The following is a 9,428-nucleotide window of genomic DNA, read 5'->3' as shown; positions in this document are numbered from 1 at the left end:
GGGCGGCGGCTACCCGCCGCCGCACGCGTCTTGATTTGGCAGGGCTGGCGCTGATGGCCCTGCCGTCGCTTTGCCGTCTTATATTTGCCGGGCGTCCGGATAGGAAGGAATTGTAAAGTTTTTAACTATAATCATTTTATCAGACAAGAAATGGCAGTCGGCATCCAAAAAGCAGCCCTTCCATTTTTCTCGAAATGTGGTCCGGCGTCCCCGCTCGCTGGCGGGCCGCCCGCGTCGCACGAATGGTAACCTGCCGATTTCTGAGGAAAAGGCATTACCCTTCGCGGACGCACGCATGATGCAAATTACGGCCCGAGCCGATGATGCGTCTCGTGAAACCTTGATGATCAAGGTGTTCGACGTGCAATGCCAGTCTTGCCGAACACCTCCGGCACGGGGAAGGAGCGGCTTTTGTTGACGTGAGGTTTCCCCGTGTCCTTTCTTCAAAATGCCAGCATCCGCACCAAAATCCTGTCGCTTATTCTGCCGCTCTGTATCGTTGGCCTTGGCGCCACCGCATTCATGTCCAACCGCTACAAGGAAGCGGATACGACCTATTCATTCTTCATTGCCAACGACAACGCCGCTCTGGTGGAGCTTGCGCGCGCCAACCGAAACCTCGTCGCAGTTGCTTATGGCGCCTATCAGGTAATGGCCTATGACGCGGCCGGACCGGATATCAAGGTCGCGCGGGATTTCTACACCGAGAGCAAGAGGCTGCTGGTGATGCGCCTTAACAATGTGAAGGCGGCATTTCCGGAAGAGACGACTGCCATTGACGGGTTTCTTGCAAAGTCGCAGGAGATTACCGCAATCACGGACAAGGCGGTTGAGCTGGGTCTGGCCAATCAGAACGAAGACGCGGCAGTCCAGATGCTGAAGGCCGATGCCGCCATTCGCCCGACGGCTGACAATATGGCGGCGCTGCTGGAAAAGCTGGTCAACGGCGTTGCCAAGGGAAGTGGCGAGCTGACGGATGAGACCAATTCGACGATCCTGACATCGCTTGCCGTGATTGGATTTGTTTTCTCCATCGGCGTCATTCTGGCGATTTTTGTGGCGTCGCGTGGCATCACAACCCCGATCGCCCGTCTGCGCGAGCGCATGGTGTCGCTTGCCGGCGGCGAGACGGCAACGGAAATCGACGGCATGGGCCGCGGAGATGAAGTCGGCCAGATGGCCAAAGCCGTTCAGGTGTTCCGCGAAAATGCGCTTGAACGCCTTCGCCTCGAGCAGGAGACGGAAGCCAATCGCAGCCTGTCGGAAAAGGACCGCATCGAGCGTGAGCAGCAGAAGGCAAACGAAGCGGCCGACGTCAAATTCGCCGTCGAAAATCTGGCTGCCGGCCTTTCGAAACTGTCCGAAGGTGATGTTTCCTACCGCATCGGCCAGCCGTTCACCGCGACGCTGGATAGCGTTCGCAACGATTTCAACATGTCTGCCGAAAAGCTGCAGGCGGCCCTGACCAGGGTTGCGCAGAATGCCGGCGGCATCGGTGCCGGCGCAAACGAGATCAAATCGGCCGCTGACGATCTTGCCAAGCGCACGGAACAGCAGGCCGCAGCCGTGGAGGAAACCGCCGCCGCCCTGGAAGAGATCACCACCACGGTGCGCGATTCCACCAAGCGCGCGCAAGAAGCCGGCCAGATCGTCAGCCGGGCCAAGGCGGGTGCCGAACAATCCGGCGAAGTGGTGCGCCGCGCCGTGGTCGCCATGGAACAGATCGCAAAATCCGCCAATGAGATCAGCAACATCATCGGTGTGATCGACGAGATCGCCTTCCAGACCAATCTTCTGGCGCTGAATGCCGGTGTGGAAGCCGCGCGTGCGGGCGAGGCGGGCAAGGGATTTGCTGTCGTCGCGCAGGAAGTGCGCGAGCTTGCGCAGCGCTCCGCCAGTGCGGCCAAGGAAATCAAGGCGCTGATCAACACGTCTAACGATCAGGTGCAGCAGGGCGTTCAGCTGGTGGGCGACACCGGCAAGGCGCTGACGACCATCGTCTTAGAAGTGCAGGAAATCAACCGGCACGTGGTCTCCATCGTGGAATCCGCGCAGGAGCAGTCTTCCGGTCTCCAGCAGATCAACACGGCCGTCAACCAGATGGATCAGGACACGCAGAAAAATGCGGCGATGGTGGAGGAAACCAACGCCGCAAGCCATAACCTCGCCAAGGAGGTCGCGTCGCTCAATCAGCTGCTCTCGCAGTTCAGGCTTGCCGACGCCGCCTATCAGCAAAAGAGCCAGCGCGCTCCGGTTCGCAATGCCGGCGGCAACGACAGGCCGGTAGCATCCCCCGTCCGCGCGCTGGGCCGCAAGATCGCATCCGCCTTCTCGGGCAACGCGGCCGTGGATACGTCAAAGGATGACTGGCAGGAGTTTTAAGCGAGGGTTGGTTGTTTGCAGTAGCGTCGGCGGGGTTATCCCCGCCGATGTTCAGGAAACATGCCGCGCAATCGAAAATCGTTTGCGCGGCATAATTTTAACAACGGATGATCGGTCTATTCTACCCTCACGGCAGCTCTGCGTGGAACCGCAGAAGCGCAAGGCCGAAATCACTTGCCCTGCAGGACACGGATGTACACCGGCCTGTGATTGACATAGTCGCTATACGTAATCCGCTTGCTTGCGACTGCATCATATGTCCGCTTGCAATAGGTGAAAGCAATGTTGCTGCTCGGGCTGACATTCATAAGCTTCGCCATTTCGGCGCTGTCACTTGGAGAGACCTTCCTTGTGGCTTCTTCACATTTTTTTATCACGTCACGTTTGATGGCCGGGCTGCCGCTGACCATTTCTTGCTCGCGATTAAAATTCGCTTCTGTCTGGCATCCCGCCAGAATGAATACAGATATCGAAAGAGTAAAAATCGTCTTTGTTTTCATTTATTAAGCGTCCATATTTGTATTTGCTATCTGATTATCAATGTACGTATACATCCATAATTTTATATTTTAATCCAATTTGCGGAATATAATTTTTTATATGGACGACTGAGCTGCGGCTTTGTGTTTTTCACGAAATTTGCAATGAAAATCTGGAAAATATTACCGCTACTGCGCGCCCTGCTGTTTTGATCTCGCCTCTCGATCGAATAGATTGAAGAGGTGGAAGGCGTGGCATAATGTTGCCAACATGAGGCAAGCCGAAGCCTTGCTCACATTTCCTTGCGAGTGTGAAGTAACTTACAATGCGGCGAGATTTCTAGCTTCGGTAAATGGCGCACCCGACAGGATTCGAACCTGTGACCTTTGGAATCGGAAGGCAGGGGTGAAAGATTTTCTGCCGCTTCCTCTTGTTTACTCCAAATTGATTTTGCTATCCAGATCAAGCGGAAAGCCTTTTCCGCAATTACAACGGTCTGGATCAAGTTTACCCTGATTTGCTTCCTGCCGCTTCCTATGTGCTTCCTGTACAGGACGGAGAAAGCCAGCGTGGCAAAGCTGACAAAGCGGATGATAGACGGCCTCGCGGCTGGCGACAAAGATTATTTCGAGTGGGATGACGAATTGCCCGGCTTTGGGGTTCGCGTATGGCCTAGCGGTCGCAAGACCTATGTCGCGCAATACAGGGCGGGCAAACAGACGCGCCGTTTCAAGATTGGAGTCCATGGCCCGTTGACCGTGGAAGAGGCACGGAAAGAAGCAAAGGCAGTTCTTGGTGACGTTGCGAGGGGCGAAGATCCGCAGCTTGACCGTTCAACGCGGCGGAAGGCACTAACCGTCAAGGAACTGTGCGATCTGTATTTTGAGGCGGCAGACAAAGGGCTGGTATTCGGAAAGCGCGGGAAACCGAAAAAGGTGTCCACCTTATATGTCGATAAGGGTAGGGCAAACCGCCATATCATCCCACTCATTGGCAACAGGCGTGTACAGGAACTGAAGACCGCCGATGCCATCAAGATGATGCGCGACGTGACGATCGGCAAAACAGCGGCTGACGAGAAAACAGGGAGGCTGCGTGGCCGCGCGGTGGTGACAGGCGGGGCAGGGACGGCGTCGCAATCTGTGACGCTCTTGAGTGCCATTCTCACCTATGCCGTGTCCGAGGGTATCATTCCGAACAACCCCGCGCGCGGTATCAAGAAACCGGCGGTCGGGAAAAGGACACGCCGATTGAGCGCAAAGGAATATAGAGCCCTTGGAAAAGTTCTGGAAAATGCGGACGACGAACTCTGGCAAGGCGTTGTCGGCACGAAGCTGTTTCTTCTGACAGGCTTTCGGCTCAGCGAAATCGCCGGGCTGATGTGGTCGGAAGTTGACGAGAGCGGAAGCTGCCTGCGGCTTGACGATTCCAAAGAGGACGCTTCCGTTCGTCCGGTGGGTAACGCAGTGTTCAAGGTTCTGCGAGACGTTCCAAGAGATGGGGATAACCCCTACGTTCTGCCGGGGCCAAGAAGCGAGAAAGGCCACTACACCGCGCTGGACGATGCGGTTGACCGCCTGACGAGCCGGGCGGGATTAGCGGGTGTAACGTCGCATACGTTACGGCATTCTTTCGCCAGCGTTGCGGGTGATCTCGGGTTTACCGAAATTACAATATCCGCGTTGTTGGGCCACGCGGCCGGCAACGTGACGCAGCGATACGTTCATCACCTCGACGCAGTGCTTATTGCAGCTGCCAGTAAGGTCTCCGACGAGATCACGCGTTTATTGTCTGAGGAAGTTTAGGTTCTCGGCAATTGTTGGTATTTTTTATGGCGCAGACTTTAGAAATTGGTAGCTTGTCCGATGTAGGGCTAGGCCCAAAGAGGATCCAAGATGATTGAAGATGAAGATTACAGAGATCAGCCGTTCGAGTATGATGAGCAGGCCGAGGGAAGCGACGACTATAAAGTTCGGCCAGAGGATTTCAAAAATCTCTTCATAATTCCGTCTGATTGGACAGTATCGACTATTCGCGATCAAATCGCCACGGAACTCGATTTAGACCCCGAGTTCCAGCGTCGCGCGGTGTGGAATAAAGTGGCGAAATCCCGCTTTATCGAGTCCCTTATCCTTGGGATACCTATTCCACAAATCCTGCTGTCTTCAGACTCGCGCTCAAAGGCATCTTATATCGTTCTTGACGGTAAACAGCGCCTTATAGCGATCAAGCAATTTTTCGATCAGCAATTTGATGACGGCACGACGTTCAAACTTTCGGGTTTGGAAAACCTTGACGAATTGAATGGTAAAACTTGGGACGACATCCAGCGTATTAGCAAGTTCAAAAGGGCGATCGAGAACGCAACAATACGTACTGCCGTCCTCAAAGGCTGGGAAAAAGAAGCAGTATTGTACGAAATATTCTATCGCTTGAACTCGGGGTCGGTGAAGCTTTCGCCAATGGAGTTGCGTACAGCGCTGCACCGTGGTCCCTTCTTGCGTTTCGTTATCCGATGGACTGAACAACTTTCAGAACTTCACGCGCTGTTGCGCCTCAAAGCTCCAGACAAGAGAATGTCTGATGTAGAGCTTACTGTTCGATACTTGGCGTACAAAGACTCCAAGATTGAGTATCGAGGGAATTTGAAAGACTATTTAGATAAATACTGCCGACAAAAAAATGATGATTTTGACGTATCTGCGCTGGAGAAGCAGTTGTCCACGTTCGAATCATCGATCGGCGCGGCTAGAAAGGTCTTCGGGCCTAAAGCTGTGTGTAGAAAATGGCTTGCTGACAAAAACGAGTTCGATACCCGCTTCAACCGTGCAATTTTCGACGTAATAATTGGGTCATTTGCTCATGACGAGTTTCGTGCGTGGGCGCTCAAGCATGCCCCAGCCGTTCGGAATGGCTTTATTGAACTTTGTCAAACCGACCATCGATTTGTAACGTCTGTCGAGACAACGACAAAAAGTACGGGAGCGACACGGTATAGGTTCGAAAAGTGGTATGAAGTTGCTAGTAAGCTGTCGGGTGTAAAGTTGACTCTTCCAAAGATAGCTAGCGATGCCGAATAGCGATGCATTCTCCGAACTTCGCTCCGGTATCGTTGACGCGCAAATCATCTGCAACAAGGTTCCAAAAGGGGAGCCGAAGACAGATTTACATTATCTAAAAATCCGCTCGTTAATCCTGTTGTCACACGCGGTGTTGGAGCAGTATCTTGAAAAGCTTTCACTTGAGGTTGCCCAGAAGTCGATAGACCGGTTGACGGACGAGCGTGTTCTCACGTTGCCGATGTTATCGCTAATATCCGCACACAAAAGTAAGTTGCACGAGTGTGTGGATTGCTTCGACAATTCAGTGAATTTTTTTCAGTCAATAGAGGGGGTCGGCAACGCCGCAATTTCCGCCCATGAGAAAGTTGTCGAAGACAATCACGGTATAAAGGCAACGAACCAAGATAAGATTTTTCATCCGCTTGGAATTGATACCAAGGCCGCCGAAAATCTGACGCTTAGGGCTGCGCTAGACAGCTATGGAAGCAAACGGGGTTCGGTTGCACATAACTGGGGGATAACCACGATCCACACGCGCGGCGATATTGAGAGTGATCTCAAAACAATAACAGAACAACTTGCTGCGTTTGACGAGCGGGTTGTCCTGTTGTCAGAGCGTGAATATCACTCGTTTTAAGGCCCGCTAGCGTTGCTCAGAGGTCGATGAAACGGACCGTGAGAGGCGCTTCGATGCCCATGCGTCAAGATCACAAATGTGGTAAAGTGGAATTCTTCCAGTGTATTGCATCGTTGGGCCGCCCCCTACTGTGGCGAGTTTAGCCAGAGTAGATACGGCAATATCTATGCCGTGGACGGAAGCAAGATAGGCCGGGACGTCCTTCCGGCGGAGCCGCGGGCGCTGGCTGTTTTTTACAGGCATGGCTACTTCGTTCATCGCGTACCCTCCTCGATCCGAATGAATCTGGCCGTTTCGCCCTGGACAACGAAACGAAATGGGACGTCAAAGTCCGACCACCAATAGGCATCGATATCGTACCGTCCTTCCTTCATCTCACACGACGAAATCAGGTCTTCAATCGAATATGCCAACGTGTCGTTGTCGCGTTCGAAGCGGAAGCAGTTGGCCTCCTGCGGAACATGGAAATCGGTTGACCAAGTGCCATCAGCATCTACGGTCAGGACGAAATCGCCAAACACGCGGTTTTCATTAAATGGAACGATGTCTCCGCGCTGCAATCGCTGCGAATAGGTCTCATCATCGTGGGCGTCTTCTGGCGGACGCAGGAACCACATTTCGCCCGTCTGACAAATGAAGTTGTCCGGGTTCTCCTGTGGGTCGGGAATGTACTCATCCCGCCACGCGGATGGCAGATATTTCAATTTAGTCATGAGTTTGACTCCGGTTGTTGCGGATCGAAGAACCTGCACGCCACCGCACTCGCGGGGATCTTCCGGCGGGCCTTGTTCAAAATTGGTTTGTTGCAAAGCGCGTCCTTGCGCTGGCCGGGGCGGTCTTTGTGGCGGGCGCTGAAACGGCCGGCATCGGCGGGAACCTCGCGCACCTCGTCGCCGACCTTGACCTTTTTCCAAAGGTGCCAGAAAGCGCACTGTTCGCAGGTGCGGCCAGCAGGCCCGGTTCCGGCAATGTGCGCCTGTCCAACATGGGTCGCGGCAATCGCCAAATGCGCGGCGTCTTCCTTGAGCTTGGGGGAAACTTCAACGTGGACCATGTCACGCCTCGCTTTTTACGGCGCGAGGCGCTTGAGGGGGCTGCTTAAGCATGACGGCTCCTTTCAGTCACGTGCTCCCGGCGGCTACGTGGTGGCGCTTGATCTCTGCGAGGCTGGCGGCGCAAAGCGCCGCGCCGCCGATGATTGCGAGGATGAGGACGCCGCACGCGCAGGCCAGAAAAAAGCGGCCATAGGCCGGCGCTGCCTGCTGTGGGCGCTCTGTCGGAATCATGGGATAAATCTGGATCAAGGCTGTCTCCATCCGTTCGGGAAACCGCCTCGCGTGAGGCGGAAACCGGAGCGGATGACTAGGCCGCGAAATCGCTGATGTTGGCGGTGAGGTCTTCGAGGCTGGAAACGGCTTCTTCAAGCGCGTCAATTGCCTCTTGGGCCGTGCTGCCTTTTTCGCCGTCCTGAAAAGATTCCGGCATGTTGTCGTAATATTCCTGCTCTTCGTCGCGGCAGGTTTCCAGTATGCCTTTGGCCTCATCGATCATCGCGGCGGCGCGTGCGATTTCCTTGCGGCGTTCCTTGTTCATGTTTTTCTCCGTTGATGCTGTTGGATGATGGCCCGAAGGCCATCGCCAAACCGCATCAGGCCGCAGCACGCGCGTCCTGAACGCGCATGTCATGGAGCCGGGCAGTAGCGGCATCGCCGCAGCGGTGGATTTCATCGGCGGTGAACCATTCCCGAAGGTCGGCTTTTGTGCAGCCTTCGCCCACGCGCTGGATGGCATCCGCCATCGCCTGCGTCAGTTCGGTGTCGTTTGCGGTATTGATGCGCATTCCGGTATCTCCTGATTGGGTTGGGGCGAGCCTTTTTCCTCATGCTCAGGAGGGCTTTTCAGCGGGACAAGCGGCCTGCGACGAAGCCGATTGCGACCAGCAGGACGCTGGAAACGAGGTCCATGGCGAAGGAAAAGAAGAGGGCCTGCATCGTGACGAGAAGGCCCGCCGCCGTCGCCAAGGCGATATTCTTCGCGGTCGCCATGGTTAGAGGTACTTGGCCAGATCAAGCCCGACAGTGGACGCGATCTTCGCGAGCACTGCTTTTTCGTCGTCGGAAATACCGCCGCTGTCTGCCACGTCCAGCGCGACCAGAAGCACAGTTTCGCTCATGTCGTGGTCGGCCTTGATGTCTTCGATTTCCTTGAAGAGACCCGCCTTGCCCACGCGGCCCACGGCGCGGCTGCACATTTTGTCCATCGTGGTTTCGATGGCGCGGGCATCGAACGCGCCGGAAAGGGCGGCGTTGGACTTCACTGCGGCGACAGCGGCCAGAAGCTCACTATCGTCAAGCTCGCCGTCAGCCGTGGCGACGAGGGCGGAGGCGGCGCAAACCGCTTCCAGAAAATCAGTCTTGCCGGAAAACTTCTTTGCCTTGTCACCGACGAGGCTTTTGAACATTGCAAGCATAAGTCTCCATCCTTCTTTCGTTGAGGGAGCCGGGCGGCTTGTTCACATTTCGAGGGTGCGCCGCCCGGCAGTCTGCCCGAGCCGCAACGAGGTTGAGCGGCTTGGTTGACTTGGAAAATAAATCCAATTATTAGTTTGTCAATCCATAATTGGAAATAAAATCCAATTTACGAAAACGACTCGACTCTCCATGCGTTTTTGCAAATATTAGAACGGAAGGAGAACAAAATGGGCTATGCGTTGATGAAATATAAGATGTTCACACTGTTTCTGCGGTGTGAAAACTGCCTTCGGGAGACGTCTAGGGCGATTGAAATCCCTCCTGGGGATGATAGCCCGCGCGACGTGGACGAGTTGCTTGAAAGCGGCTTCCTAGCGCAAATCCCGTTCGCGTGCG

12 protein-coding genes are annotated in these 9,428 nt (G+C 54.8%); 4 read left to right on the top strand and 8 right to left on the bottom strand.

The genetic code is table 11. The features are described 5' to 3' along the window. Positions 1–432: 432 nt before the first annotated feature. Positions 433–2,382 carry a methyl-accepting chemotaxis protein gene (locus CFBP6623_RS11110; protein ID WP_080841876.1) on the top strand — a complete coding sequence of 650 codons (1,950 nt, stop codon included), beginning with the start codon at positions 433–435 and terminating at the stop codon, positions 2,380–2,382. Between the two features lie 170 nt (positions 2,383–2,552). Here the strand turns inward: CFBP6623_RS11110 and CFBP6623_RS11105 are convergent, their stop codons facing one another. After that, positions 2,553–2,882: a hypothetical protein gene (locus tag CFBP6623_RS11105; protein WP_046797847.1), complete on the bottom strand. Its 330-nt coding sequence runs from the start codon at positions 2,880–2,882 to the stop codon at positions 2,553–2,555. A 366-nt stretch (positions 2,883–3,248) separates the two neighbouring features. Between CFBP6623_RS11105 and CFBP6623_RS11100 the strand changes: the two genes are divergently transcribed. From CFBP6623_RS11100 to CFBP6623_RS11090, 3 genes are all read left to right on the top strand, one after another. Continuing rightward, a complete protein-coding gene (locus tag CFBP6623_RS11100; protein ID WP_232370392.1) occupies positions 3,249–4,667 on the top strand; it encodes a tyrosine-type recombinase/integrase in 1,419 nt (472 codons plus the stop codon). Positions 4,668–4,757: 90 nt separating this feature from the next. Further along, positions 4,758–5,942 carry a DUF262 domain-containing protein gene (locus CFBP6623_RS11095; protein WP_080841877.1) on the top strand — a complete coding sequence of 395 codons (1,185 nt, stop codon included), beginning with the start codon at positions 4,758–4,760 and terminating at the stop codon, positions 5,940–5,942. Further along, positions 5,932–6,561, top strand: a complete 630-nt coding sequence (locus CFBP6623_RS11090) for a HEPN domain-containing protein (RefSeq protein ID WP_080841878.1) — start codon at positions 5,932–5,934, stop codon at positions 6,559–6,561. The genes CFBP6623_RS11095 and CFBP6623_RS11090 overlap by 11 nt, the downstream gene beginning before the upstream one ends. 254 nt (positions 6,562–6,815) lie before the next feature. Here the strand turns inward: CFBP6623_RS11090 and CFBP6623_RS11080 are convergent, their stop codons facing one another. From CFBP6623_RS11080 to CFBP6623_RS11055, 7 genes are all read right to left on the bottom strand, one after another. Next, positions 6,816–7,274 (bottom strand): hypothetical protein, encoded by a 459-nt coding sequence (locus CFBP6623_RS11080; RefSeq protein ID WP_137002527.1) that lies wholly within the window; start codon positions 7,272–7,274, stop codon positions 6,816–6,818. Then, positions 7,271–7,615 carry a hypothetical protein gene (locus CFBP6623_RS11075; RefSeq protein ID WP_080841881.1) on the bottom strand — a complete coding sequence of 115 codons (345 nt, stop codon included), beginning with the start codon at positions 7,613–7,615 and terminating at the stop codon, positions 7,271–7,273. Before CFBP6623_RS11075 ends, CFBP6623_RS11080 begins: the two co-directional genes overlap by 4 nt. A 67-nt stretch (positions 7,616–7,682) precedes the next feature. Next, the gene (locus CFBP6623_RS11070) at positions 7,683–7,865 is read right to left on the bottom strand and encodes a hypothetical protein (protein ID WP_080841882.1); all 183 of its coding nucleotides are present in this window, start codon (positions 7,863–7,865) and stop codon (positions 7,683–7,685) included. A gap of 58 nt (positions 7,866–7,923) precedes the next feature. Further along, the gene (locus CFBP6623_RS11065) at positions 7,924–8,154 is read right to left on the bottom strand and encodes a hypothetical protein (protein ID WP_080841883.1); all 231 of its coding nucleotides are present in this window, start codon (positions 8,152–8,154) and stop codon (positions 7,924–7,926) included. Positions 8,155–8,209: 55 nt separating this feature from the next. Further along, on the bottom strand, positions 8,210–8,401 hold the full coding sequence (locus CFBP6623_RS11060) for a hypothetical protein (protein WP_080841884.1): 192 nt from the start codon (positions 8,399–8,401) through the stop codon (positions 8,210–8,212). A gap of 58 nt (positions 8,402–8,459) precedes the next feature. Next, the gene (locus CFBP6623_RS26800) at positions 8,460–8,606 is read right to left on the bottom strand and encodes a hypothetical protein (RefSeq protein ID WP_155276033.1); all 147 of its coding nucleotides are present in this window, start codon (positions 8,604–8,606) and stop codon (positions 8,460–8,462) included. 2 nt (positions 8,607–8,608) lie between these two features. Then, positions 8,609–9,031 (bottom strand): tellurite resistance TerB family protein, encoded by a 423-nt coding sequence (locus tag CFBP6623_RS11055; RefSeq protein ID WP_080841885.1) that lies wholly within the window; start codon positions 9,029–9,031, stop codon positions 8,609–8,611. Positions 9,032–9,428: the final 397 nt, after the last annotated feature.

It is taken from the genome of Agrobacterium tumefaciens, from assembly GCF_005221385.1.
In the GTDB taxonomy this organism is placed as follows: Bacteria; Pseudomonadota; Alphaproteobacteria; order Rhizobiales; family Rhizobiaceae; genus Agrobacterium; species Agrobacterium tomkonis.
This window is presented reverse-complemented; position numbering and strand designations above follow the sequence as displayed.

What these genes read in the sequence shown, in the direction of transcription:
- CFBP6623_RS11090 (WP_080841878.1), top strand. Translation starts at nt 5,932, where the DNA reads ATGCCGAATAGCGATGCATTCTCCGAACTTCGCTCCGGTATCGTTGAC.
- CFBP6623_RS26800 (WP_155276033.1), bottom strand. Translation starts at nt 8,606, where the DNA reads ATGGCGACCGCGAAGAATATCGCCTTGGCGACGGCGGCGGGCCTTCTC.
- CFBP6623_RS11065 (WP_080841883.1), bottom strand. Translation starts at nt 8,154, where the DNA reads ATGAACAAGGAACGCCGCAAGGAAATCGCACGCGCCGCCGCGATGATC.
- CFBP6623_RS11055 (WP_080841885.1), bottom strand. Translation starts at nt 9,031, where the DNA reads ATGCTTGCAATGTTCAAAAGCCTCGTCGGTGACAAGGCAAAGAAGTTT.
- CFBP6623_RS11075 (WP_080841881.1), bottom strand. Translation starts at nt 7,615, where the DNA reads ATGGTCCACGTTGAAGTTTCCCCCAAGCTCAAGGAAGACGCCGCGCAT.
- CFBP6623_RS11060 (WP_080841884.1), bottom strand. Translation starts at nt 8,401, where the DNA reads ATGCGCATCAATACCGCAAACGACACCGAACTGACGCAGGCGATGGCG.
- CFBP6623_RS11080 (WP_137002527.1), bottom strand. Translation starts at nt 7,274, where the DNA reads ATGACTAAATTGAAATATCTGCCATCCGCGTGGCGGGATGAGTACATT.
- CFBP6623_RS11095 (WP_080841877.1), top strand. Translation starts at nt 4,758, where the DNA reads ATGATTGAAGATGAAGATTACAGAGATCAGCCGTTCGAGTATGATGAG.
- CFBP6623_RS11105 (WP_046797847.1), bottom strand. Translation starts at nt 2,882, where the DNA reads ATGAAAACAAAGACGATTTTTACTCTTTCGATATCTGTATTCATTCTG.